Source organism: Faecalibacterium prausnitzii, assembly GCF_003324185.1.
GTDB classification, from domain to species: Bacteria; Bacillota; Clostridia; order Oscillospirales; family Ruminococcaceae; genus Faecalibacterium; species Faecalibacterium prausnitzii.
Window position 1 is genome coordinate 19615 of record NZ_PXUP01000010.1, and the last position, 21990, is coordinate 41604.

Annotated in this window: 33 protein-coding genes; all 33 read left to right on the forward strand. The window is 58.4% G+C overall.

Annotated features, from left to right (window positions below; all coding sequences use genetic code 11):
• The first annotated feature begins 23 nt into the window (after nt 1-23).
• The 33 genes from C7J97_RS08045 to secY all read left to right on the forward strand — a co-directional run bounded on the left by C7J97_RS08045 (nt 24) and on the right by secY (nt 21896).
• Nucleotides 24-566 (forward strand): hypothetical protein, encoded by a 543-nt coding sequence (locus C7J97_RS08045; protein ID WP_242983471.1) that lies wholly within the window; start codon nt 24-26, stop codon nt 564-566.
• On the forward strand, nt 563-1480 hold the full coding sequence (locus tag C7J97_RS08050; protein ID WP_113992664.1) for a DMT family transporter: 918 nt from the start codon (nt 563-565) through the stop codon (nt 1478-1480). The genes C7J97_RS08045 and C7J97_RS08050 overlap by 4 nt, the downstream gene beginning before the upstream one ends.
• Before the next feature lies 1 nt (nt 1481).
• Nucleotides 1482-2036: a M48 family metallopeptidase gene (locus C7J97_RS08055; RefSeq protein WP_113992663.1), complete on the forward strand. Its 555-nt coding sequence runs from the start codon at nt 1482-1484 to the stop codon at nt 2034-2036.
• A 28-nt stretch (nt 2037-2064) separates the two neighbouring features.
• A complete protein-coding gene (locus tag C7J97_RS08060) occupies nt 2065-3555 on the forward strand; it encodes a lipopolysaccharide biosynthesis protein (RefSeq protein WP_097785318.1) in 1491 nt (496 codons plus the stop codon).
• 266 nt (nt 3556-3821) lie between these two features.
• Nucleotides 3822-5372, forward strand: coding sequence for a DUF1538 domain-containing protein (locus C7J97_RS08070; protein ID WP_113992661.1), 1551 nt, complete (start codon nt 3822-3824; stop codon nt 5370-5372).
• Between the two features lie 30 nt (nt 5373-5402).
• On the forward strand, nt 5403-6083 hold the full coding sequence (locus C7J97_RS08075; RefSeq protein ID WP_154252122.1) for a P-II family nitrogen regulator: 681 nt from the start codon (nt 5403-5405) through the stop codon (nt 6081-6083).
• 112 nt (nt 6084-6195) lie between these two features.
• A complete protein-coding gene (locus C7J97_RS08080) occupies nt 6196-7074 on the forward strand; it encodes a YitT family protein (RefSeq protein ID WP_015537242.1) in 879 nt (292 codons plus the stop codon).
• 105 nt (nt 7075-7179) lie between these two features.
• Nucleotides 7180-7434: a DUF1858 domain-containing protein gene (locus C7J97_RS08085; RefSeq protein ID WP_113992659.1), complete on the forward strand. Its 255-nt coding sequence runs from the start codon at nt 7180-7182 to the stop codon at nt 7432-7434.
• The gene (locus C7J97_RS08090; protein ID WP_113992658.1) at nt 7435-8094 is read left to right on the forward strand and encodes a class I SAM-dependent methyltransferase; all 660 of its coding nucleotides are present in this window, start codon (nt 7435-7437) and stop codon (nt 8092-8094) included. It abuts the gene before it with no gap.
• Nucleotide 8095: 1 nt separating this feature from the next.
• On the forward strand, nt 8096-8872 hold the full coding sequence (locus tag C7J97_RS08095) for a Nif3-like dinuclear metal center hexameric protein (protein ID WP_113992657.1): 777 nt from the start codon (nt 8096-8098) through the stop codon (nt 8870-8872).
• 131 nt (nt 8873-9003) lie between these two features.
• Nucleotides 9004-10758, forward strand: a complete 1755-nt coding sequence (locus tag C7J97_RS08100) for an Rqc2 family fibronectin-binding protein (RefSeq protein WP_113992656.1) — start codon at nt 9004-9006, stop codon at nt 10756-10758.
• A 572-nt stretch (nt 10759-11330) separates the two neighbouring features.
• Nucleotides 11331-11642: a 30S ribosomal protein S10 gene (gene rpsJ / locus C7J97_RS08105; protein ID WP_005921888.1), complete on the forward strand. Its 312-nt coding sequence runs from the start codon at nt 11331-11333 to the stop codon at nt 11640-11642.
• 97 nt (nt 11643-11739) lie between these two features.
• Nucleotides 11740-12372 (forward strand): 50S ribosomal protein L3, encoded by a 633-nt coding sequence (gene rplC / locus C7J97_RS08110; protein WP_005921887.1) that lies wholly within the window; start codon nt 11740-11742, stop codon nt 12370-12372.
• Between the two features lie 14 nt (nt 12373-12386).
• Nucleotides 12387-13010: a 50S ribosomal protein L4 gene (gene rplD, locus C7J97_RS08115; RefSeq protein ID WP_005921886.1), complete on the forward strand. Its 624-nt coding sequence runs from the start codon at nt 12387-12389 to the stop codon at nt 13008-13010.
• On the forward strand, nt 13010-13306 hold the full coding sequence (gene rplW / locus C7J97_RS08120; RefSeq protein ID WP_005921885.1) for a 50S ribosomal protein L23: 297 nt from the start codon (nt 13010-13012) through the stop codon (nt 13304-13306). Before rplD ends, rplW begins: the two co-directional genes overlap by 1 nt.
• Nucleotides 13307-13383: 77 nt before the next feature.
• Nucleotides 13384-14214, forward strand: coding sequence for a 50S ribosomal protein L2 (gene rplB / locus C7J97_RS08125; protein ID WP_005921884.1), 831 nt, complete (start codon nt 13384-13386; stop codon nt 14212-14214).
• A gap of 17 nt (nt 14215-14231) precedes the next feature.
• Nucleotides 14232-14498, forward strand: a complete 267-nt coding sequence (gene rpsS, locus C7J97_RS08130) for a 30S ribosomal protein S19 (protein ID WP_005921883.1) — start codon at nt 14232-14234, stop codon at nt 14496-14498.
• A gap of 18 nt (nt 14499-14516) precedes the next feature.
• Nucleotides 14517-14852 (forward strand): 50S ribosomal protein L22, encoded by a 336-nt coding sequence (rplV, locus tag C7J97_RS08135; protein WP_005921882.1) that lies wholly within the window; start codon nt 14517-14519, stop codon nt 14850-14852.
• 12 nt (nt 14853-14864) lie between these two features.
• Entirely contained in the window at nt 14865-15569 is a 705-nt protein-coding gene (rpsC, locus tag C7J97_RS08140) for a 30S ribosomal protein S3 (protein ID WP_005921881.1), read from the forward strand.
• Nucleotides 15569-16009: a 50S ribosomal protein L16 gene (gene rplP / locus C7J97_RS08145; protein ID WP_005921880.1), complete on the forward strand. Its 441-nt coding sequence runs from the start codon at nt 15569-15571 to the stop codon at nt 16007-16009. Before rpsC ends, rplP begins: the two co-directional genes overlap by 1 nt.
• Nucleotides 15999-16184, forward strand: a complete 186-nt coding sequence (rpmC, locus tag C7J97_RS08150; RefSeq protein ID WP_005921879.1) for a 50S ribosomal protein L29 — start codon at nt 15999-16001, stop codon at nt 16182-16184. Before rplP ends, rpmC begins: the two co-directional genes overlap by 11 nt.
• Before the next feature lie 12 nt (nt 16185-16196).
• Nucleotides 16197-16454, forward strand: coding sequence for a 30S ribosomal protein S17 (gene rpsQ / locus C7J97_RS08155; protein ID WP_005921877.1), 258 nt, complete (start codon nt 16197-16199; stop codon nt 16452-16454).
• Nucleotides 16455-16497: 43 nt separating this feature from the next.
• Entirely contained in the window at nt 16498-16866 is a 369-nt protein-coding gene (rplN, locus tag C7J97_RS08160; protein ID WP_005921875.1) for a 50S ribosomal protein L14, read from the forward strand.
• 13 nt (nt 16867-16879) lie between these two features.
• Nucleotides 16880-17194: a 50S ribosomal protein L24 gene (gene rplX, locus C7J97_RS08165; protein ID WP_015537247.1), complete on the forward strand. Its 315-nt coding sequence runs from the start codon at nt 16880-16882 to the stop codon at nt 17192-17194.
• Between the two features lie 17 nt (nt 17195-17211).
• A complete protein-coding gene (gene rplE, locus C7J97_RS08170) occupies nt 17212-17757 on the forward strand; it encodes a 50S ribosomal protein L5 (RefSeq protein WP_113992655.1) in 546 nt (181 codons plus the stop codon).
• Between the two features lie 17 nt (nt 17758-17774).
• Nucleotides 17775-17960, forward strand: a complete 186-nt coding sequence (locus C7J97_RS08175; protein ID WP_005921866.1) for a type Z 30S ribosomal protein S14 — start codon at nt 17775-17777, stop codon at nt 17958-17960.
• 112 nt (nt 17961-18072) lie between these two features.
• The gene (rpsH, locus tag C7J97_RS08180) at nt 18073-18471 is read left to right on the forward strand and encodes a 30S ribosomal protein S8 (protein ID WP_005921861.1); all 399 of its coding nucleotides are present in this window, start codon (nt 18073-18075) and stop codon (nt 18469-18471) included.
• A 17-nt stretch (nt 18472-18488) separates the two neighbouring features.
• Entirely contained in the window at nt 18489-19040 is a 552-nt protein-coding gene (rplF, locus tag C7J97_RS08185) for a 50S ribosomal protein L6 (RefSeq protein WP_113992654.1), read from the forward strand.
• A gap of 18 nt (nt 19041-19058) precedes the next feature.
• Nucleotides 19059-19418, forward strand: a complete 360-nt coding sequence (gene rplR, locus C7J97_RS08190) for a 50S ribosomal protein L18 (protein ID WP_005921856.1) — start codon at nt 19059-19061, stop codon at nt 19416-19418.
• A gap of 19 nt (nt 19419-19437) precedes the next feature.
• Nucleotides 19438-19938 carry a 30S ribosomal protein S5 gene (rpsE, locus tag C7J97_RS08195; protein WP_005921854.1) on the forward strand — a complete coding sequence of 167 codons (501 nt, stop codon included), beginning with the start codon at nt 19438-19440 and terminating at the stop codon, nt 19936-19938.
• A 14-nt stretch (nt 19939-19952) separates the two neighbouring features.
• Nucleotides 19953-20138 (forward strand): 50S ribosomal protein L30, encoded by a 186-nt coding sequence (gene rpmD / locus C7J97_RS08200; protein ID WP_005921851.1) that lies wholly within the window; start codon nt 19953-19955, stop codon nt 20136-20138.
• A 20-nt stretch (nt 20139-20158) separates the two neighbouring features.
• A complete protein-coding gene (rplO, locus tag C7J97_RS08205; RefSeq protein ID WP_005921848.1) occupies nt 20159-20599 on the forward strand; it encodes a 50S ribosomal protein L15 in 441 nt (146 codons plus the stop codon).
• Between the two features lies 1 nt (nt 20600).
• Entirely contained in the window at nt 20601-21896 is a 1296-nt protein-coding gene (secY, locus tag C7J97_RS08210) for a preprotein translocase subunit SecY (protein WP_055185960.1), read from the forward strand.
• The last annotated feature ends 94 nt before the right edge of the window (nt 21897-21990 follow it).

Genomic DNA, 21990 nt, shown 5'->3' on the forward strand with positions numbered 1-21990 from the left:
TCTTTGTTTCTATGAGGAAAGCTATGAAGATGAAAAAACAGCTTTTGGCATTGCTGCTGGCGGCGGTGATGGTGCTTAGCCTGACCGGCTGCAAGGAGACCCTGAAAAAGGTGGCGCAGAAGGTGACAGGCCACTCCGAGGAAGTGCAGGAGGAGGACACCACCCGCTGGGCGGAAGCCACCACCGACCCGCTGATCATTCAGGGCATTGCGGATGCCTCGGCAAAGTATGCCAACGCCACCGCAGACGGCTGCCTGTACGCAGTGTTCAACGGCATCTGGAGCCGCAACACCGGCTACTTTACCGTGCCGGGCGGCAGTTTGAACATTATGGCCTGCGGCACCGCCGAGGGCACCCAGAAGTTCAAGGTTGCACTGTGGAAAAAGGTGGACGGCGGCGCAGAGTATGTGCCGGACAGCACCTACTATATCAAGACCGATGGCACCGACTACCGCTGCACCATTTCCGGGCTGGACCCGGCGGCGCAGTACCGCGTGACCATCTCGTATGATTCCAGCCGGTACTACCTGTACGGCCTGATGAAGGTGGAGGGCATTGCCGGATGACGAACCAGACGAAAAATTCAATGCTGCTGATGCTGTGCGCCCTGATCTGGGGCACAGCTTTTGTGGCGCAGAGCGCCGGCTCCGGCATGGGCGCGTTCTCCTTTCTGGCAGGGCGCAGCTGGATGGCGGTTCTGGTGCTGATCCCCACGGTCAAGGCGTTTGACGCCTTGCACCACCGGCAGGGCAGGCCGGACGGCAAGCCCAAAACGGCGGCAGAGCGCAAGCTGCTGCTGAAAGCCGGGCTTGTGTGCGGCACGCTGCTGTTTCTGGCAAGCGCGGCGCAGCAGCTGGGTATCACGCTGGACCCCTCCACCGCAAAGGCGGGCTTCCTGACCGCCATGTATGTGGTGCTGGTGCCGGTGTTCGGCCTGTTTCTGGGGCGCAAGGGCAGCGCGCAGCTGTGGGTGAGCATGGCCATTGCCGTGGTGGGGCTGTATCTGCTGTGCATGAAGGATGGCTTTGGCAGCATCCAGAGCAGCGACTGGCTGCTGCTTTTGTGCGCGGTGCTGTTCAGCTTCCAGATCATGGCGGTGGATCATTTCTCCCCGCAGATGGACGGCGTGCGCCTGAGCCTTGTGGAGTTTTTTGTGGTGTCGGTGGAAAGCACCGTGGCGGCGCTGCTGTTCGAGCAGCCTGCCATGGCAGAGTTTGTCACCTACGCCGGGCCTATCCTGTACTGCGGCGTGATGTCCAGCGGCGTGGCCTACACCCTGCAGATTCTGGGTCAGCGGGACCTGAATCCCGCCGTGGCCAGCCTGATCATGTGTTTGGAAAGCGTATTCAGCGCCCTGGGCGGCTGGCTGCTGCTGCACCAGAACCTCTCCTTCCGGGAATCTACCGGCTGCGTGCTGCTGTTTGCCGCCGTGGTGCTGGCGCAGCTGCCCCTTGGCCGCCTGATGCGGAGCAAGGCCTGAGATGTCGGCAAAGCCGTGCGCCCAGCTGCGCAGCGTGGAGGGCATTCAGTACGAACTGGTGCGCAAAAAGGTAAAGCAGCTGCATCTGCGGGTGCGCAGCAACGGCACCGTGATGGTAAGCATCCCTTTGACGGCCAGTCTGGAGCAGGCTGACCGTTTTGTGCTGCAAAACGCCCAGTGGATCCGGGATACCCGGGTGAAGAATATCACGAAGCTCAACAAGGACAACGCCGACCTGCCGGACAAGGCCACGGTGCTGGCCTACTTTACCGCCATGAGCGATAAGGTCTACCCGGCCTTTGCCGGGGTGCTTGGCGGGCAGAAGCCCATCCTGAAGGTGCGCAGCATGACAAGCTGCTGGGGCGTGTGCTGCCCAGCTAAGCGGCAGATCACCTTTGCCTTGCAGCTGTATAACCAGCCCCCTGCGGCGCAGATCTATGTGGTAGTACACGAGTACTGCCACTTTTTGCAGTTGAACCACAGCCCGGCCTTCTGGGCAGAGGTGGAAAAGCTGCTGCCGGACTGGAAAGCCCGGCGGGAGCTGCTGAAAAGATAATCTATCGTAAAAACGGAGGGAAATTCCCTTGGAAAACGAAAAAAAGACCGGCGATAAATATTCCAAGCTTGCCGGCAATACTTTGATCTTTGCAATCTCCAGCTTTTCGTCCAAGCTGCTTACCCTGATCGTACAGCCCTTTCTGACCTACGCCATGGCGGAGATCTCGGATCTGGGTCTGTCCAAGATCCTGAGCCAGTACGCCAACCTGCTCATCCCCTTTGTGTCCATGGGCATGTCCAACGCCATCATCCGCTTTGGTCTGGACAAGGGCAACAGCGAAAAACAGGTGTTCACCAATGGCCTGCTCACCATTCTGGGCGGCTTTGGCATTCTGGTGTTGTGCTGGCCGGTCACCCAGTTTTTGCCGGATATGGCGCAGTACGGCCTGCTGATCTACATTTATGTGCTCATGAGCTGTCTGCGCACCCTGTGCACCCAGTTCGTGCGCAGCCGCCAGTGGAATAAGCTGGTGGCGGTGGACGGCGTGCTGTGCACCGTGGCGACCATGGCGTTTTATGTGCTGTATCTGGTGGGCTTCAAGTGGGGCGCCAATGGCTACCTGCTGGCCATTATCAGCGGTGACCTGACCAGCGTGCTGTTCTTGCTGTTCACCGGCAAGCTGTGGAACTATGTGGAGCTGAAGGGCATCAACAAAAAGCTGTGGCGGCAGATGCTCAACTTCTCGCTGCCCATGATCCCGGCACAGATCAGCTTCTGGATCATCAATGCTTCTGACCTGTTCTTTGTGCGCGAAATGTGCGAAGGGTTGGACGGACGCACCGGCAACGCATGGAGCGGTCTGCTTTCCACCGGCTACTTCCTGCCCACCATCCTGACCACGCTGGGTCTGATCTTCTACGATGCGTGGCAGCTTTCCGCCGTCACCGAGGAGGAGGAGCGCGCCCGGTTCTTTACCAAGATCTTCCGCACCTATTCCAGCGTGCTGTTCTGCTGTGCGGCGGGCATTATCTGGCTGTGCCGCCCGGTGATGCACGTCATGAAGTCCAACTATTACTACGCATGGCACTTTGTGCCCTTCCTCGTGCTGGCTTCCACCTGCAGCTGCTTTAACCAGTTCATGAACAGCGTGTACGTTGTGACCAAAAAGTCGCAGCGCAGCATGGTCACCATGATGGCGGGTGCCATCAGCAACTGCATCATGAACTATTTCTTCATCAAGCTGTGGGGGCCCGTGGGCGCGACCTATGCGTCCTTCCTTGGCCTTGCGCTGGTGTTCACCCTGCGTGCGGTGGACGCCCGCCGCATGATCGGGATGCGCGTCCACCCGGCGCGGGTGCTGGCAAATGCCGCTGTGCTGGTGTTTGAGGCCTTTGTGCTGTTGGCAGAGCCGCCGCTGTACGGACTGTGGACAGGGCTGATCACGCTGGTTATCATCCTGTACAACTTTGCGGGCGTATGGGCCATGGCGCGTGTGCTGCTGCCCCGCCTGCTGGGCCGCCGGGGCAAGGCGCTGGTAGCCGCCGTGGACGGCTGGCTGAAGCCGAAAAAGGCGTAAAGCGGGACGATTTGGAATGCGCTCCGCATTTGCTTTGCGCATATTCAGCGGAAAAATTATTTATAAGTTCGGAATACCGGAGCGTCTGCGGACGCTCCGGTATTCCATTTTCACGGGGAAGGAAATAAAGGTGAGTAATATATTTTTACAATTTATGGAATATGCTCAAGTTTTTTCCTTCTGCGGATTGACGGCATAGCCCTGAATCCGTATACTATAAATATATCTTGCACAAAAGTGTACAAACAGGATACAGACGAAAGGCGGTGGACATCATTCTCAGACGATCGCTCCCCAAGCTGCGGGAAAAGCTTTTGGAGGCGCTGCAGGCGGTGCTGCCCATTGTGGCCATTGTGCTGGTGCTCTGCTTCTCGGTAGCACCGGTATCGCCCAGCATCCTGCTGTGTTTTTTGCTGGGCGCTGCCATGATCGTGGTGGGCATCATGTTCTTTACTCTGGGTGCAGAGATGAGCATGACCCCCATGGGCGAGCGGGTGGGTGCAGTCATCACCCGCAGCCGCAAGCTGCCCCTCATTCTCGTGCTCGGCTTTTTGCTGGGCTTCCTTATCACGATCTCCGAGCCGGACTTGCAGGTGCTGGCAGATCAGGTGCCCTCCATCCCCAGCGGCACGCTGATCCTCTCGGTGGCGGCGGGCGTGGGCCTGTTTCTGGTCTTTGCCTTCCTGCGTATGCTCATCGGCGTTGCGCTGCCAAAGCTGCTGGTGCTGTTCTATGGGCTCATCTTTCTGCTGGCGGCCTTTGTGCCCAAGGAGTTTCTCGCCGTGGCGTTTGACTCCGGCGGCGTGACCACCGGCCCCATGACTGTGCCCTTTATCATGGCGCTGGGCGTGGGTGTTTCTGCGATCCGCAGTGACCGCCATGCGGCAGACGACAGCTTTGGTCTGGTGGCCATGTGCTCCATCGGCCCCATTCTGGCGGTGCTGACGCTGGGCATCGCGTTCCGCGCAGCGGACAGCACCTACATCCCGCCTGTTCTGCCGGAGGTGGCAGACTCGGTGGAGCTGTGGCGGCTGTTCCGGGAAGGTCTGCCCACCTATCTTGCCGAGATCGCCCGCTCGCTGCTGCCCATTGTGCTGATGTTCGGGGCATTTCAGCTCATTGCCCTGCGGCTGGACCGCCGCACGCTGGGGCGCATCGGCGTGGGCCTTGTGTATACCTATATCGGCCTTGTGCTCTTTCTGACCGGCGCAAACGTGGGCTTTATGCCCGCCGGTAACTATCTGGGTCAGGTGCTGACAGGCGGCGGGATGCGCTGGGTGATCATTCCCATCGGAATGCTCATCGGCTACTTCATCGTCAAGGCCGAGCCTGCGGTCTATGTGCTGAACAAGCAGGTGGAAGAGGTGACCGACGGCGCTATCTCGGCGCAGGCCATGGGTCTGGCGCTTTCCGCAGGCGTGTCCATCTCGGTGGGGCTTGCCATGGTGCGGGTGCTGACCGGCATCTCCATCCTGTGGTTCCTTGTGCCGGGCTATGTGTTCGCCATCAGCATCTCCTTTGTGGTGCCCAAGCTGTTTACCGCCATCGCGTTTGACGCGGGCGGTGTGGCCTCCGGCCCCATGACCGCTACCTTCCTGCTGCCGCTGGCGCAGGGTGCCTGCGTGGCGGTGGGCGGCAATATCGTCACCGACGCTTTCGGCGTGGTGGCGATGGTCGCCATGACCCCGCTGATCACCGTGCAGATGATGGGGTTGGTGGCGCAGCTGCGCACCCGCAAGGCACGGACGGCACAGCCCGCTGCGGTGCTTGCCACCGTGTTTGCGGACCTGCCGGATGACGCCATTATCGAGCTGTAAAGGAGGCAGAACGTGAGCAGTTTGTTTTTGATGATCACCATCACCGACCGCCGCTCTACCGACGGCTTTTTGCAGCTGTACAAAAGCCACGGCGTAACGGTAAGTATGCGCACCGTGGGCTCCGGCACGGCGGTGCAGGAGACGCTTTCCACCCTTGGGCTGGAAAAGACCGAAAAGGCGGTGCTGCTGGCTGTGGTAACGGCAGAAAGCTGGCAGAAGATCCAGAAGGATCTGCGCCGCAAAATGCAGATCGATGTGCCGGGCACCGGCATTGCGTTCATTGTGCCGCTGAGCAGCATTGGCGGCAAACGGGCGCTGATGTTCCTTACCGAGCACCAGCCCCTTACATGGAAGGAGGAGAGCACCTTGAAGGATACCCGCTACGAACTGCTGCTGGTGGTGGCAAATCAGGGCTACACCGGCTCCATTATGGATGCTGCCCGCACCGCCGGTGCAGGCGGCGGCACGGTGATCCACGCAAAGGGCACCGGCATGGAGGGTGCAGCCGCCTTTCTGGGCGTGGAACTGGTGAACGAAAAGGAGCTGGTGCTCATCGTCAGCCGCACCAGCCAGAAGAACACCATCATGAAGGCCATTATGGAGGGGGCAAACCCCAAGGCGGGCGCCATCGTGTTCTCACTACCGGTGACCGATACCGCCGGTCTGCGGCTGATGGAAGAGGACGAGGCTCAGCCGGAAGCCGCCCTGTGACCCCTTAAAAATCGATCCCGATATCCGCATTTATCGCCGAAGGCTTGATAAATGCGGATATTTTCGTTATCATAGTAGAAGAGACTTCAACTATAAACAAAGGAAGATGAAGATGACGCAATTAACACGCAAGCAACAGCAGCTCTTCAACGCACTGTCCATCGTGGTGGGCAACGCGATGTATGCGCTGACTGTGGTATTATTTCTGATGCCCTCCGGCCTCATCACCGGCGGTGCCACCGGTATCGCACTGGCGTTCAACAAGGTCACCGGACTGCCGGTGTCCGCAGTGCTGTTCGTGGTCAACGTGGCCATGCTGCTGCTGGGCTGGTGGGTGCTGGGCCGCCGCTTTGCCCTGAATACTATGGCAAGCACGGTGCTCAGCCCCTTTTTTATGGCGCTGTGGGAGCGGCTGCTGGGTGATCTTGTACTGACCGATGATCTGGTGCTGAACACCGTATTCGCGGGCTTTGGCATCGGCATCTCGCTGGGCATCACCATCCGCGCCGGTGCTTCCACCGGCGGCATGGATATCCCCCCGCTGGTGCTGAACAAGTGGTTCCACCTGCCGGTGTCCAGCACCATGATGGTTTTCGACTTTATCATTCTGGCGGCGCAGGCGGCCTTCAGCCCGGTGCGGCAGTCCCTGTACGGCGTGGTGATGGCTATCATTTACACGGTCGTGCTGGACAAGGTGCTCATGCTGGGCACCACCCGCACCGAGGTAAAGATCATCAGCGCCAAGTCCGACGAGATCTGCGCTGCCATTTTTGCGCAGCTGGACCGCGGTGTGACCATCCTGCACGGCGAGGGCGGCTACCTGCGGGAGCCGGAGTCGGTGCTGCTGAGCGTGGTCTCCAACCGGCAGCTGCCAAGGCTGGAAAAGCTGGCGCATGCCATCGACCCCACCTGCTTTATGATCGTGAGCCATGTTACCGAGGTAAGCGGGCGCGGCTTCTCGCTGGAAAAGGACTATCAGGCGGAGGGGTAAGCGGATTTCCCCAAGGCTCTTGCAAAACTGCCCCGGTTTGGGGTATAGTATAGAGGAACAGTAGGTTATACTGTATCTCACCCAAAACAGAAAGGAAAAGCTATCATGTTTGATATTTTCAATATGCTCAAAAAAGAGGCACACACCGCACCCAAGCAGGTGACCCGCGATACCATCATCGGCGACATTCTGGATATGGACCAGAGCACCGCACCCTACTTTATGGAGATCGGGATGCACTGTCTGGGCTGCCCGGCTTCCCGCGGCGAGACCATCGAAGAAGCCTGCGAAGTGCACGGCGTGAACTGCGATGAGCTGCTGGAGAAGCTGAACACTCATCTGGCAGCCAAGAAGGCCTGAGTGCTGCCCACACTGGATGCGCGTCTGACCGCTGCGGCCCAGCTGGTGCGCCCAGGACAGCCGGTGGCGGACATCGGCTGCGACCACGGCAAGCTGACGGCGGTGCTGGCGGCTTCGGGTAAGTACCCGAAGGTCATCGGGGCAGACCTGCGCCCCGGCCCGCTGGCCAAGGCAAAACAGACGCTGGAAAATGCAGGTTGTCTGGACCGCGCTGAGCTTCGGCTCGGCGACGGTCTTTCTGTGTTGTCTGCCGGGGAGGTGGGCAGCATCGTGCTGGCGGGCGTGTCGGCGCAGACCACTTGGGAGATCATCGAAAAAGCGCCGTGGGTGTCTGCTGTGGGCGGGCCACGCCTTGTCATGGTGCCCGCCACCCGGCACAGCGAGCTGCGCCGCTGGCTGTGGCAGCACGGCTTTGCCCTTGTGGCAGACCGTCCGGTGCAGGCCGCGGGCCGCTGGTATGCGGTGATGGCGGCAGAGTACACCGGCGAGGTGACAGAGCCTACCTTTAAGCAGTGTCTGCTGGGCGAGACTGGCCACTGGCCGGAGGGCGCGGGCTACGCCGCGTGGCAGCGGGCAAAGCTGCCCCGGATGCGGCTGGGCGTGCCGGACGGCAGTGCGCTTGCAGCAGAGATGGATGCCATTCTGAAAGAGGGAAACTGAAATGACCACGGTACAGCAGGTATACGAAGGAATGCAGCGGCTTGCCCCGCCGGAACTGGCAGAGCACTGGGATAACCCCGGCCTGCTGGTGGACTGCGGCGGCAATGTGCGCCGGGTGCTGGTGACGCTGGACATTACCCCGGAGGTGGTGGCAGAAGCTGCGGCAAAGCAGTGCACGGTCATCGTGGCGCACCACCCGGTCATCTTTGACCCGCTCAAGCGGCTGTGCCCCGCCGATGTGCCCTATCAGCTGGTGCAGGCGGGCATTTCCGCCATCTGTATGCACACCAATCTGGATGCCGCCGAGGGCGGGGTGAACGATGTGCTGGCCGACCTTTTCGGCATCCGGCAGCGCACCGTCTTTGCGGATGGCTGCGGCCGGGTAGGGGACATCGACCCCATCACCGTACCGGAACTGGCAGCGCTGGCGCAGTGCAAACTGGCTGCGCTGTGCAACGCGCCGGACACCGGTGCAGCGGTGCAGGTGAAGTTTGCCGACACCGGAAAGTCGGTGCACCGGCTGGCAGTCATCAGCGGCGCAGGTGGCAGTCTGTTTGCCGAAGCTCTTGCCGAGGGCGCGGACTGCCTGTTGACCGGCGAAGCCAACCACCACCATGCACTGGATGCCAAGCGGCTGGGGCTGTCCCTCATTGCGGCAGGGCATTACGCCACCGAGTTTCCGGTGACCGCCGCCGTGGCGGCTGCTCTGCGCACTGCCCTGCCGGAGCTGGAGGTGCTGGTGAGCACCGAGAACCGCGACCCGTATACTTATTTATAAAGAGAGAACCCTCTCCGTCATTGCTGCGCAATGCCACCTCCCCCGAAAGGGGGAGGTCTTTCAGCATAAACCGAAAAACTGGCAACGCCGCAGGCGACTGAGAGGGTTATAGATAAAACGAGGTAAACACTATGGCACTGGATGCCGCGACACTGGCGCTGACGGCAGCGGAGCTGAAAGCCACCCTGACCGATGCCAAGATCGCAAAAATTTTTGAACCGACCCGGGATGAGCTGGTCATCACCCTGCGCACCCGCACCGATACCTATGCGCTGCTGCTGTCTGCCCGCAGCGGCTCTGCCCGGGTGTGCCTGACCGAGGAGACCTTTGAAAACCCCGAGACGCCGCCCTCTTTCTGTATGCTCATGCGCAAGCACCTGACCGGCGGCAGACTGCTGGATGTGCACATGGAGCCGGGCGACCGCATCGTCTACTTTGATTTTCAGTGCACCAACGAGATGGGCGACCTTGTGCGCAATACCCTGTGCGCTGAGCTGATGGGGCGCTACTCCAACCTTGTGCTGGTGCAGAGCGGCAAAATTATCGACGCCCTCAAGCGGGTGGATTTTGAGGACAGTGACGTCCGGCAGCTGCTGCCGGGCTTGCCCTACACCACGCCCCCCAAGCCCGCCCGCCCGGATTTTCTGCTGGTGAGCAGCGCATCCATCGTGGCAGCGGCCTGTCAGCGGGAGCTGCCGGTGGCGGATGCTTTGAACAAAACGGTGGCCGGCGTAGGGCCGGTGGTCTGCCGGGAGGCCGCATGGCGCGCCTTTGACGGCGAGCACCTGCCCGCCAACGAGCTGACTGATGCCCAGAAACGCAGCCTGATGGCGGCAATCGACGAGCTGAAGGAACTGCACGCGCAGGGCGGCTGTCCGTGCAGCGTCACTGCGCCGGACGGCAAGCCGGTGGAGTATACCTTCTTCCGTCCGCAGCAGTATGGCGAGCAGTACACCATCCGGGAGTGGCCGTCCTTCAACGCGATGCTGGAGGGCTACTACGCCGAGAAGGACCGCGCTGAGCGGCTGCGCACCAAGAGCAAGGAGCTGCACAAGGCGGTGCACAATATGTACGACCGCGCTCTGCGCAAGCAGGCAGCACGACAGGAAGAGCTTGCTGCCAGCGGCAAAAGCGAAAAGCTGCGCCTGTACGGTGAGCTGCTGTCTGCCAACCTCTATCTGGCGCAAAAGGGCATGAAGAGCCTGACCGTGCCCAACTGGTACGACGAGGGCAAAGAGGTGATCATTCCGCTGGATCTGCGGTTTAGCCCCAGCCAAAACGCGCAGAACTTCTTTAAGAACTACAAAAAGAAGCAGACCGCCGCCCGGATGCTGGTGGACCTGCTGGCCGAGGGCGAAAAAGAGATCGCCTATTTGGAAACGGTGCTCTACGAGGTGGAAAGCGCCTCCGGCGAAGCCGCGCTGAACGAGATCCGCATGGAGCTGAAAAATCAGGGCTACCTGAAATACTACAAGCAGCGGGACAAAAAGCAGAAGCCTGCGGACTTTTTGCGCTATACTTCCAGCGACGGCTTTGAGATCCTGGTAGGCCGCAACAACGCCCAGAACGACAAGCTCACCCTGCACACCGCCCGGGGCAAGGATTTATGGTTCCATGTGCAGAAAGCACCCGGCAGCCATGTTGTGGTCATGAGCCGGGGCGAGGACATCCCGGACACCACCAAGCAGGAGGCGGCGGAGTTGGCGGTCATCCATTCCAGCGCCTACAAGGCGGGCACCGGCGCCAAGGTGGCGGTGGACACCACTGAGGTGAAGAACATCTGGAAAGCCAGCGGTGCCAAGCCCGGCATGGTGCTGTACGAGGTGTACACCACCGTCTACATCACCCCGCGGGAAGGGTTGGAGGAACAGCTGAAGAAGAAATGATTTGAACTGCGCATCTTCATAGGTATAACCCCCGCCCTTCCCGCCCATACTGATGCTGCAAAGGGGAGCGGGGGAGTTTTCCACCGGCAAAAAGCGCTGAGATTGTGCATCTTGCACAGAAAATGCGGCTGTTGACAAAACAGAGAAAATAAAAAAGAAAAATCGTAATTTTCTGCAAAAAACACTTGCCAAATAGACGAAGATGTGATAAAATATCTCTCGGCTGCAAAAGGCTTGTGCGATACAAGTCGTGCAGGCCAGCGATATGCGTTGATGCGGGAGGTTGTCATCCGGCGATAGCTGCGATGGGTTATTTCCGCGGAGTATGTCCGATCTTAGAACCGGGCGAAAAAATTACTGACAGCGATGGAATACGTTCCCTCGGCAGAGAAGTTACTCCTCTGCGAAACGGGCGGAACCAATGTTCGGATTTGATTTGCTAATATGTTTCCGGGAGAACTGCCATGCGGTTCACCGGTTTTTATAGTGCCAAATCGAGGAACACCCGGAACTGTGTAGAGCAATTTATCGGCTCGCCTAGGGCAAAAACAATTTTTCAGGAGGCGTAAGCAATGGCAGTCAAAGAGAAAATCAGAATCCGTCTGCAGAGCTATGATGCTCAGCTGATCGATGCCGCAGCAGAGAAGATCGTGGAGACCGCAAAGCGCACTGGCGCTCGCGTGTCTGGCCCCATCCCCCTGCCCACCGATCGTGAGGTCGTTACCGTTCTGCGCGCTACCCACAAGTACAAGGATAGCCGCGAGCAGTTCGAGAGCCGCACTCATAAGCGTCTGATCGACATTCTGAAGCCGTCCAACAAGACGGTCGAGGCTCTGATGAGCCTCCAGCTCCCCGCTGGCGTGGACATCGAGATCAAGCTGTAAACCACACACGATCAAATTCGATGCCCTCGTTTCCCGAGGGGTCATGTTGGCAGTGACGTGCGCTGCCAACCAATAACCTTTACAGGAGGAAAAGAAAATGGTTAAAGGCATTATCGGCAAGAAAGTCGGTATGACCCAGCTGTTCGATGAGAGCGGCAAGGTTATCCCCGTCACCGTCATCGAGGCAGGCCCCTGCACCGTCGTGCAGAAGAAGACTGTCGAGAGCGATGGCTATCAGGCTGTTCAGCTGGGCTTCGGCGAGGTTTCCGCCAAGAAGGTCAACAAGGCAGCTGCAGGTCACTTCAAGAAGGCAAACGTTGCCCCCAAGAAGACCCTGCGTGAGTTCCGTCTGGACGACGTTTCCGCAATGAACGTTGGCGACATCCTGAAGGCTGACGTCTTTGCAGCAGGCGACAAGGTTGACGTTGCAGGCGTTTCCAAGGGCAAGGGCTACCAGGGCGTTATCAAGCGCTTTGGCCAGCACCGTCTGCGTGAGAGCCACGGCACTGGCCCGGTGGCACGTCATGCAGGTTCTATGGGCGCTATTTCCAACCCCTCTCGCGTGTTCCCCGGCAAGCGCCTGCCCGGCCACATGGGCTGCGTGCGCGTTACCGTGCAGAACCTGACCGTTGTCAAGGTTGACACCGAGAACAATCTGATCGCTGTCAAGGGTGCGGTTCCCGGTTCCAAGGGCACCATCATCACCCTGGCCAACAGCGTCAAGGCGTAAGGAGGAAAGCTACAATGGCAAAGTTTAATGTAGTCGATATGAACGGTCAGCACGTTAGCGAGATCGAGCTTTCCGACGCCGTGTTCGGTATCACCCCGAATGAGAAGGCTGTCCACATTGCTGTGGTGAACTTCCTGGCCAACCAGCGTCAGGGCACCCAGAACACCAAGATCCGCATGGAAGTTTCCGGCGGCGGCAAGAAGCCTTGGCGTCAGAAGGGCACCGGCCACGCTCGTCAGGGCTCCATCCGTGCTCCGCAGTGGACCCACGGCGGCGTTGCTCTGGGCCCCAAGCCCCGCAGCTACAACTACCACATCAACAACAAGGTCAAGCGTCTGGCTCTGCTGAGCGTCCTGTCCGACAAGGCTGCCAATGGCAACATGGTCGTCGTTGACAAGTTCGCTTGCGACGAGTACAAGACCAAGGCTGTGGTCGCTATGCTGAACGCTGTGGGCGCCGGCAAGAAGAACCTGCTGGTCAACGAGACTGTCGATGCAAAGTTCGTCAAGAGCGCTGGCAACATCGCCGGTGTCAAGACCACCTTCGCAGGCAGCGTGAACACCTACGATGTGCTGAACGCCGACAAGCTGATCATCAGCGTCGACGCAGCTAAGAAGCTCGAGGAGGTGCTTGGCTAATGAAAACCGCACATGATATCGTCCTGAAGCCGGTCATTACCGAGAACTCCATGGCTGGCATCGCTGACAAGAAGTACACCTTCAAGGTCGCTACCGATGCTACCAAGGTCGAGATCGCTCAGGCAGTTGAAGTTCTGTTCCCCGGCGTCAAGGTCGCTAAGGTGAACACCGTCTCCGTCCGTGGCCGCTTCCGCCGTCAGGGTATGCACGCTGGTTACACCGCTGCATCCAAGAAGGCTATCGTGACCCTGACCAAGGACTCCAAGGAGATCGAGTTCTTCAACAGCATGGTCTGATAGAACCCGCCGAGGGTTCCTCTATGGGGATATGACCCCGATAATAATTCATAAGATAAACAAAGGAGAATAGCACAATGGCTATCAAAAAGTATGGCCCCACTACTCCGGGCCGCCGCGGCATGACCGTCACGGATTACAGCGTCCTGAGCAAGGTCGCTCCTGAGCGCAGCCTGCTGGAGCCCATGAAGAAGCACAGCGGCCGCAACAACACCGGTCGTATCACCGTCCGCCATCAGGGCGGCGGCAACCGCACCAAGTATCGTGTCATCGACTTCAAGCGTCAGAAGACCGATATCCCCGCTACCGTCAAGACTCTCGAGTACGATCCGAACCGCAGCGCATTCATCGCTCTGGTCGAGTACACCGATGGCACCAAGAGCTACATCATTGCTCCCGATGGCCTGAAGGTGGGCGACGTGGTCGTCAGCAGCAAGTCTGCCGATATCAAGCCCGGCAACTGCCTGCCCTTCGAGAACATCCCCGTCGGTACCATCATCCACAACATCGAGCTGTATCCCGGCCGCGGCGCTCAGCTGGTTCGTTCCGCTGGCAACATGGCTCAGCTGATGGCTAAGGAGAATGGCTACGCTCTGGTTCGTCTGCCCTCCGGTGAGATGCGCAACGTGCCCGTGAACTGCACTGCAGTCATCGGTCAGGTTTCCAACATCGACCACGAGAACGTCAACCTGGGCAAGGCAGGCCGCAAGCGCCACATGGGCGTGCGTCCCGGCAGCCGTGGTACCGTTATGAACCCCTGCGACCATCCCCACGGTGGTGGCGAGGGCCGCGCACCTGTTGGTCACTCCGGTCCTATGACTCCCTGGGGCAAGCCCGCTCTGGGTCTCAAGACTCGCAAGCATCATAAGCGCTCCGATAAGCTGATCGTGAAGCGTGCAGGTAAGTAAGAGAGGAGTTTAAGACAATGGGTAGAAGCATTAAAAAAGGACCTTTCGTCCAGGCTGCTCTTATGAAGCACGTTGAAGCGATGAACGCTTCCGGCAAGAAGCAGGTCATCAAGACCTGGAGCCGCGCCTCCACGATCTTCCCCGAATTCGTTGGTCACACCTTTGCCGTCCACGACGGCCGCAAGCATGTGCCTGTGTATGTGACTGAGGACATGGTTGGCCACAAGCTGGGTGAGTTCGTTCCCACCCGTACCTTCAAGGGCCACACTGGTAATTCTAAGTAATAGAGGGAGGAACACAACATGGAAGCTCGGGCAATTCTTCGTTATGCCCGCATTAGTCCTCGTAAGGTGTCTATCGTTATGGACCTGATCCGTAACAAGCCCCTGGACGAAGCGCTGGCAATCCTGCAGTACACCCCGAAGGCAGCTTGTGAGCCCCTTCTGAAGCTGGTGAAGTCTGCAGCCGCTAATGCGGAAAACAACTTCAATATGGACAAGAACAACCTCTACGTCGCCGAGTGCTACGTTTGCCCCGGCCCGACGCTGAAGCGCATGATGCCTCGTGCACAGGGCCGCGGCTACCGCATCCTGAAGCGCACCAGCCACATGACCGTTGTTCTGAAAGAGAAAGAGTAAGGAGGGAAAACAATGGGCCAGAAAGTAAATCCGCACGGCATTCGTGTCGGCGTTATTAAAGACTGGGACAGCCGCTGGTTTGCCTCCAAGAAGGATTTCAGCGATAACCTCGTCGAGGATCACAAGATCCGCACTGAGCTGAAGGCTCAGCTGAAGGACGCTGGCGTCCCCAAGATCGAGATCGAGCGCACTGTGGATCCTTCCACTTCCGCTCCTCGCGTTAATGTTAACATCTACTGCGCTAAGCCCGGTATGGTCATCGGCAAGGGCGGCGAAGAGCGCATCGCCCTGCAGAACAAGCTGACCAAGGAGTATGGCAAGACCGTTATCGTCAATGTCATCGAGGTGAAGAGCCCCTCCACCAACGCACAGCTGGTTGCTGAGGACATCGCTCGTCAGCTGGAGAACCGCGTCACCTTCCGTCGTGCTATGAAGCAGTGCATGCGCAATGCCATGAGCCCCCGCGATCGCGCAACCGTTCCCGCAAAGGGCATCAAGGCAATGTGCTCCGGCCGTCTGGGCGGCGCTGATATCGCCCGCACCGAGAGCTACCACGAGGGCACCATTCCCCTGCAGACCCTGCGCGCCGACATCGATTACGGCTTTGCAGAGGCTGCTACCACCTACGGCCGCATCGGCGTTAAGGTGTGGATCTACAAGGGCGAGGTCCTCAAGAGCGCAAAGACCGCTCCTAAGAAGGAAGGAGGCAACAAGTAATGTTACTGCCTAAGCGTGTTAAGTACCGCCGCGTTCAGCGCGGCCGCATGACCGGCAAGGCTACCCGCGGCAACGTGGTGTGCCAGGGTCAGTACGGCCTTGTTGCTCTGGAGCCGGCATGGATCTCCTCCAAGCAGATCGAGGCTGCCCGTGTTGCCATGACTCGTTACATCAAGCGTGGCGGCAAGGTTTGGATCAAGATCTTCCCCGATAAGCCCGTGACTGAAAAGCCCGCTGAGACCCGCATGGGCTCCGGTAAGGGCTCTCCCGAATACTGGGTTGCAGTCGTGAAGCCCGGCCGCGTGATGTTCGAGCTGGCAGATGTCGATGAGGCAACTGCTCGCGAGGCTCTGCGTCTGGCTATGCACAAGCTGCCCATCAAGTGCAAATTTGTTGTCCGTGAGGACTCCGTGAAGGAGGATGGCACCAATGAAGGCTAATGAACTCCGCGAAATGCAGACCGCAGAGCTGACCAGCAAGCTGGCAGATCTGAAGGCTGAGCTGTTTAACCTGCGCTTCCAGCATGCCATCAACCAGCTGGAGAACCCCGGCCGCATCGAAGCAGTCAAGAAGGACATCGCCCGCGTGATGACCGTTCTGGCTGAGAAGCAGTAAGGAGGTTAAACGATGGAAGAACGTAATCTGAGAAAGACCCGCGTCGGCGTCGTCGTGTCCGACAAGATGGATAAGACCATCGTGGTTGCCGTTAAGGATAGCGTGCAGCACCCCCTGTACAAGAAGATCCTGAAGCGTACCGTGAAGTTCAAGGCTCGTGACGAGCAGAACGAGTGCGGTATCGGTGACCGTGTTGAGATCATGGAGTGCCGCCCCCTGAGCAAGGATGTGCGCTGGCGCCTGGTCCGTATCGTTGAGAAGGCAAAGTAATCTTTGCCCGCTGCTTTGAACAGTTTGAAAGGAGATATCTGATATGGTTCAGATGCAAACTTATCTCAAAGTTGCCGACAACACCGGTGCCAAGGAGCTGATGTGCTTCCGTGTGCTGGGCGGCACCCGCAAGAGATACGCAAACATTGGTGACGTCGTGGTCTGCTCTGTCAAGAAGGCAGCCCCCGGCGGCTCCGTTAAGAAGGGCGACGTCGTCAAGGCTGTCATCGTGCGCAGCAAGCATGGCGTGCGCCGCGACGACGGTTCCTACATCCGTTTTGATGAGAACGCCGCCGTTATCGTTATGGCCGACAAGAACCCCAAGGGTACCCGTATCTTTGGACCTGTTGCTCGCGAGCTGCGTGATGCCGGCTACACCAAGATCCTGAGCCTGGCTCCGGAATCGCTGTAAGGAGGTTTTAAAAATGAATAATCTTCATGTTAAAACCGGCGACAACGTGATGATCATCAGCGGCAAGGACAAGGGCCACACTGGTAAGGTCCTGCAGGTCAGCCCCGCTGAAGGCAAGGTCATCGTTGAAGGCCAGAACATGGTTACCAAGCACGTCAAGCCCCGCCGTCAGGGCGAGCAGGGCGGCATCGTTAAGGCTGAGGGCGCTATCTACGCTTCCAAGGTCATGCCCGTCTGCCCCAAGTGCGGCAAGGCCGTGCGTGTGGGTCACGTCGAAAAGGACGGCAAGATGGTTCGCGTCTGCAAGAAGTGCGGCGCTGAGCTGTAAGAAAGGAGTAAGGAACAATGGCTCGTTTGAAAGAACAGTATGTCAATGAAATTGCTCCTGCTCTGAACTCCAAGTTCGGTTACAAGAGCGTTATGCAGATCCCCAAGCTGGACAAGGTCGTCATCAACGTTGCCTGCGGCGAAGCCAAGGAAAACGAGAAGATCCTGGAAGCAGTTATGAAGGATCTGGGCCAGATCACTGGCCAGAAGGCAGTCGTCTGCCGTGCCAAGAAGAGCGTTGCTAACTTCAAGCTGCGCCAGGGCACCCCCATCGGCTGCAAGGTCACTCTGCGTGGTGAGCGTATGTACGAGTTCGTGGATCGCTTCTTCAACGTGGCTCTGCCCCGTGTGCGCGACTTCCGCGGCATCAACGGCAACGGCTTCGACGGTCGCGGCAACTTTGCCTGCGGTGTCAAGGAGCAGATTATCTTCCCCGAGATCGAATTCGAGAAGGTCGATGCAGTTCGTGGCATGGATGTCTGCTTTGTCACCACTGCCAAGACTGATGAGGAGGGCAAGGAGCTGCTGAAGGCTCTGGGCGCTCCCTTCGCAGAGAACAACTAAGGGAGGAGATTTGTACAATGGCTAAACTGTCTATGAAGCTGAAGCAGTCTCGTCCTGCTAAGTTCTCTACCCGTGCATACACCCGCTGCCGCATCTGCGGCCGTCCCCACTCCGTGCTGCGCAAGTACGGCGTGTGCCGTGTGTGCTTCCGTGAGCTGGCCTACAAGGGCGAGATCCCGGGCGTGAAGAAGGCTTCCTGGTAATTTACCAGAGGGCTGGATAATTTGTCGGATATCCGCCCCGGGGCAAACAACTTGTTTCGGGGCGGTATCATTATAAAACAAATGAGAGCTAATCTAAGGAGGTTAGTGGCAAATGCAGATTACTGATCCTATCGCGGACCTGCTGACTCGCATCCGCAACGCTAGCACTGCCAAACACCCTTCTGTGGAGATCCCCGCTTCCAACATGAAGAAGGCTATCTGCCAGATTCTGGTTGACGAGGGCTACATCAAGGGTATGCAGGTCAAGAACGATACCGTTCAGGGCACCATCGTTGTCACCCTGAAGTACCAGGCTAACGGCGAGCCCGTTATCGCTGGTCTGCGCCGTGTGTCCAAGCCCGGCCTGCGTATCTACACCAACTGCGAGGATATGCCCAAGGTCATGAAGGGCCTGGGCACCGCAATCATTTCCACCTCCAAGGGCATCATGACTGACAAGGCTGCACGTGCTGAGCACGTCGGCGGCGAAGTCCTGGCCTACGTGTGGTAAGAAAGGGGTAAAAGACAATGTCGAGAATTGGAAGAAAACCCATCGTCATTCCTGCCGGTGTCACTGTCACTGTCGATGAGGCAGCACACACTGTCGCCGTCAAGGGCCCCAAGGGCAGCCTGAATTCCAACTATCATCCCCTGATGACCGTTAAGGTCGAGGGCAATGAGGTTTTGGTTACCCGCCCCAATGACGAACCCAAGGCCCGCAGCCTGCACGGCCTGACCCGTACCAACATCGCCAACATGGTGAACGGTGTTGTGAACGGCTACGAGAAGAAGCTGGAGATCATTGGCGTTGGTATGCGCTGCCAGAAGCAGGGCTCCAACCTGGTCATGAATCTGGGCTTCTCTCATCAGGTGAATATCCCCGATACCGAGGATTGCACCATTGTGTGGCAGGATCCCAACCACTTCTCTGTTACCGGTATCGACAAGCAGAAGGTCGGCCAGTATGCTGCAGAGATCCGCGGCAAGAAGCCGCCTGAGCCGTACAAGGGCAAGGGCATCCGCTACGCCGGCGAGGTCGTCAAGCACAAAGAAGGCAAGGCCGGTAAGGGCAAGAAATAAGGTAAGGAGTGAAAGACAATGGTTAAGCAGATCGACAAGAACGAAGCTCGTCTTCGTCGTCATCGCCGCGTTCGCAACAAGATCAGCGGCACCGCAGCACGTCCTCGCCTGGATGTTTTCCGCTCCGCCAAGCACATCTACGCTCAGATCATCGATGATGAGCAGGGCGTTACTCTGGTGTCGGCGTCCACTATGGACAAGGACTTCAACGGCAACGGCGGCAACGTCGAGGCCGCTGCTGAGATCGGCAAGAAGGTTGCAGCAAAGGCTCTGGAAAAGGGCATCACCGAGGTCGTGTTCGACCGTGGTGGCTACGTTTATCATGGCCGTGTTAAGGCCCTGGCTGATGGCGCCCGTGAGGGCGGCCTGAAGCTGTAATGAGAGGAGGAAACACATTATGGCTATGAGAAACCGTGAAGACGACGGCATGATCACCAAGGTTGTGTCTATCAACCGCGTTTCCAAGACTGTCAAGGGCGGCCGCATCATGAAGTTTGCTGCTCTGGTTGTCGTTGGCGACGGCAAGGGCACCATCGGCTACGGCATCGGCAAGTCCGGTGAAGTTCCCGAGGCTATCCGCAAGGGTGAGGCCGCTGCCAAGAAGAACATGCACAAGGTTGCCCTGAAGGGCACCACCATCCCCCACGAGATCGTCGGCAAGTACGGCGCAGGCGCTGTTCTGCTCAAGCCGGCTGCACCCGGTACCGGTATGATCGCCGGCGGCCCCGTGCGTGCCGTCATTGAGGCTGCTGGCATCAAGGACGTTCGTGCGAAGTCTATGCGTTCCAACAACCCCATCAACGTTGTTGCTGCTACCTTTGCAGGTCTGTGCGGTCTGGTCAGCGCCGAGTCTGTCGCTGAGAAGCGCGGCAAGACCGTGAAAGAAATTCTGGGTTAAGGAGGTAACTAACCATGGCAGATAAGATGCTCAAGATCGAGCTGAAGAAGAGCCTGATCGGCCGCGGCGCTAAGCAGATCGCTACCGCTGAGGCTCTGGGCCTGAAGAAGCCGGGCGACGTTACCGTTCAGCCTGACAACGCCGCTACGCAGGGCAAGATCGCAAAGATCGGCTTCCTGCTCAGCGTCACCGAAGCCTAATAGCAGGGGGTATACGCACAATGAAGCTTCATGAATTGCACGCCAGCAAGGGCGCCAACAAGCCTGTGACCCGCAAGGGCCGCGGCATTGGCTCCGGCAATGGCAAGACTGCCGGCTTCGGCAGCAAGGGCCAGAAGGCCCGTTCCGGCGTGAAGCACGCTGGTTTCGAGGGCGGTCAGATGCCTCTGGCACGCCGCCTGCCTAAGGTTGGCTTTAACAACATCTTTGCTACCCAGTATGCCATCGTCAACGTGGCTGATCTGGAGGCTGCTTTCAATGCCGGCGATGTCGTCGATACCGAGGCTCTGAAGGCTAAGGGTCTGGTCAAGAAGACTCTGGACGGCGTTAAGGTTCTGGGCAACGGCGAGCTGACCAAGGCTCTGACCGTGAAGGCCGCAGCCTATTCCGCTTCTGCCAAAGAGAAAATCGAGAAGGCAGGCGGAAAGGCTGAGGTGATGTAAGGTGTTCCAGACATTCCGTAACGCATGGAAGATCCCCGAGCTTAAAAATCGTCTTCTGTTCACGCTGGCGATCCTCGTGGTTTACCGTCTTGGCTGTGCCATCCCCGTGCCGTTCGTTTCCGGCTCTGCACTGACGCAGATGTTTGCAAACGGCGATATGCTCTCGTACCTCAATATGATGAGCGGCGGCGCACTGGCAAGATGCACGCTCTTCGCGTTAGGTGTGACACCCTATATCAACGCCTCTATTATTGTGCAGCTGCTGACTGTGGCCATTCCTGCGCTGGAAAATCTGGCAAAGGAAGCAGACGGCCAGCAGAAGCTGCAGCAGATCAACCGGTACGCCGGTGCCGTGGTCGCACTGATCATGAGCATTGGCTACTACTTCGTGATCCGCAATATGGGCGCACTGAAGTATGTTTCCGGCGCAGTCGGCGTGTTCGCCGCTGTGGTCATCATCGCCACCTTCGTTGCAGGTGCTCAGCTGATCACCTGGGCGGGCGAGCAGATCGATGACAAGGGTATCGGCAACGGTGTTTCCCTTCTGATCTTTGCCTCCATCGTTTCCAACTGGTCCTCGCTGTACACCTCTGTCACGGGTCTGCTGACCCGCGCAGCGGCCGGCGAGCCTCAGTTCTACATCCTGCTGCCCGTTCTGGTAATTCTGGCGCTGGTCGCTGTGGTCTTTGTGGTGGTCATGACCAACGCAGAGCGCCGCATCACCATCCAGTACGCCAAGCGTGTGGTGGGTCGGAAGCAGATGGGCGGCCAGAACAGCTATCTGCCCCTGAAGCTGAACATGAGCGGCGTCATGCCCATCATCTTCGCTTCGGCTCTGGTGTCCATCCCGGGCACTATCGGCAGCTTTTTGCAGATCGATCAGACCGCTCACCCGGTCTGGTATGCGTTCTTCCATACCTTCAACTACACCTCTTGGCTGTACGTTGTGATCTACCTGCTGCTGATTTTGGCATTCAACTACTTCTATGTGGCCATCCAGTACAACCCTGTTGAGATCGCCAACAATCTGCGCCGCAACAACGGCTCGATCCCCGGCTTCCGTCCCGGCAAGCCGACCAGCGATTTCATCACCCGCACCCTGAACAAGATCACCCTCATCGGTGCCATCTTCCTGGCTGCGGTGGCTGTACTGCCGATCATTCTGGGCAACCTGACCGGTATGAGCATTCAGCTGGGCGGTACCAGCCTGCTGATCGTGGTTGGTGTGGCACTGGATACCACCCGCAGCCTCGATAGCTTTATGACCATGCGCAACCACAAGGGTTTCCTTGGCTGATCTGAAGCAATAAAGATGTAAGAAAGCACTGGAAAGGAGAGTACGCTCATACTTTTCAGTGCTTTTTTGCTTTTGTACGTATGTTTCTATCATG

Coding starts and splice junctions, on each gene's coding strand:
- C7J97_RS08045 (WP_242983471.1), top strand. CDS start 24: ATGAAGATGAAAAAACAGCTTTTGGCATTGCTGCTGGCGGCGGTGATG.
- C7J97_RS08050 (WP_113992664.1), top strand. CDS start 563: ATGACGAACCAGACGAAAAATTCAATGCTGCTGATGCTGTGCGCCCTG.
- C7J97_RS08055 (WP_113992663.1), top strand. CDS start 1,482: ATGTCGGCAAAGCCGTGCGCCCAGCTGCGCAGCGTGGAGGGCATTCAG.
- C7J97_RS08075 (WP_154252122.1), top strand. CDS start 5,403: ATGATCACCATCACCGACCGCCGCTCTACCGACGGCTTTTTGCAGCTG.
- C7J97_RS08080 (WP_015537242.1), top strand. CDS start 6,196: ATGACGCAATTAACACGCAAGCAACAGCAGCTCTTCAACGCACTGTCC.
- C7J97_RS08085 (WP_113992659.1), top strand. CDS start 7,180: ATGTTTGATATTTTCAATATGCTCAAAAAAGAGGCACACACCGCACCC.
- C7J97_RS08095 (WP_113992657.1), top strand. CDS start 8,096: ATGACCACGGTACAGCAGGTATACGAAGGAATGCAGCGGCTTGCCCCG.
- C7J97_RS08100 (WP_113992656.1), top strand. CDS start 9,004: ATGGCACTGGATGCCGCGACACTGGCGCTGACGGCAGCGGAGCTGAAA.
- rpsJ (WP_005921888.1), top strand. CDS start 11,331: ATGGCAGTCAAAGAGAAAATCAGAATCCGTCTGCAGAGCTATGATGCT.
- rplC (WP_005921887.1), top strand. CDS start 11,740: ATGGTTAAAGGCATTATCGGCAAGAAAGTCGGTATGACCCAGCTGTTC.
- rplD (WP_005921886.1), top strand. CDS start 12,387: ATGGCAAAGTTTAATGTAGTCGATATGAACGGTCAGCACGTTAGCGAG.
- rplW (WP_005921885.1), top strand. CDS start 13,010: ATGAAAACCGCACATGATATCGTCCTGAAGCCGGTCATTACCGAGAAC.
- rplB (WP_005921884.1), top strand. CDS start 13,384: ATGGCTATCAAAAAGTATGGCCCCACTACTCCGGGCCGCCGCGGCATG.
- rpsS (WP_005921883.1), top strand. CDS start 14,232: ATGGGTAGAAGCATTAAAAAAGGACCTTTCGTCCAGGCTGCTCTTATG.
- rplV (WP_005921882.1), top strand. CDS start 14,517: ATGGAAGCTCGGGCAATTCTTCGTTATGCCCGCATTAGTCCTCGTAAG.
- rpsC (WP_005921881.1), top strand. CDS start 14,865: ATGGGCCAGAAAGTAAATCCGCACGGCATTCGTGTCGGCGTTATTAAA.
- rplP (WP_005921880.1), top strand. CDS start 15,569: ATGTTACTGCCTAAGCGTGTTAAGTACCGCCGCGTTCAGCGCGGCCGC.
- rpmC (WP_005921879.1), top strand. CDS start 15,999: ATGAAGGCTAATGAACTCCGCGAAATGCAGACCGCAGAGCTGACCAGC.
- rpsQ (WP_005921877.1), top strand. CDS start 16,197: ATGGAAGAACGTAATCTGAGAAAGACCCGCGTCGGCGTCGTCGTGTCC.
- rplN (WP_005921875.1), top strand. CDS start 16,498: ATGGTTCAGATGCAAACTTATCTCAAAGTTGCCGACAACACCGGTGCC.
- rplX (WP_015537247.1), top strand. CDS start 16,880: ATGAATAATCTTCATGTTAAAACCGGCGACAACGTGATGATCATCAGC.
- rplE (WP_113992655.1), top strand. CDS start 17,212: ATGGCTCGTTTGAAAGAACAGTATGTCAATGAAATTGCTCCTGCTCTG.
- C7J97_RS08175 (WP_005921866.1), top strand. CDS start 17,775: ATGGCTAAACTGTCTATGAAGCTGAAGCAGTCTCGTCCTGCTAAGTTC.
- rpsH (WP_005921861.1), top strand. CDS start 18,073: ATGCAGATTACTGATCCTATCGCGGACCTGCTGACTCGCATCCGCAAC.
- rplF (WP_113992654.1), top strand. CDS start 18,489: ATGTCGAGAATTGGAAGAAAACCCATCGTCATTCCTGCCGGTGTCACT.
- rplR (WP_005921856.1), top strand. CDS start 19,059: ATGGTTAAGCAGATCGACAAGAACGAAGCTCGTCTTCGTCGTCATCGC.
- rpsE (WP_005921854.1), top strand. CDS start 19,438: ATGGCTATGAGAAACCGTGAAGACGACGGCATGATCACCAAGGTTGTG.
- rpmD (WP_005921851.1), top strand. CDS start 19,953: ATGGCAGATAAGATGCTCAAGATCGAGCTGAAGAAGAGCCTGATCGGC.
- rplO (WP_005921848.1), top strand. CDS start 20,159: ATGAAGCTTCATGAATTGCACGCCAGCAAGGGCGCCAACAAGCCTGTG.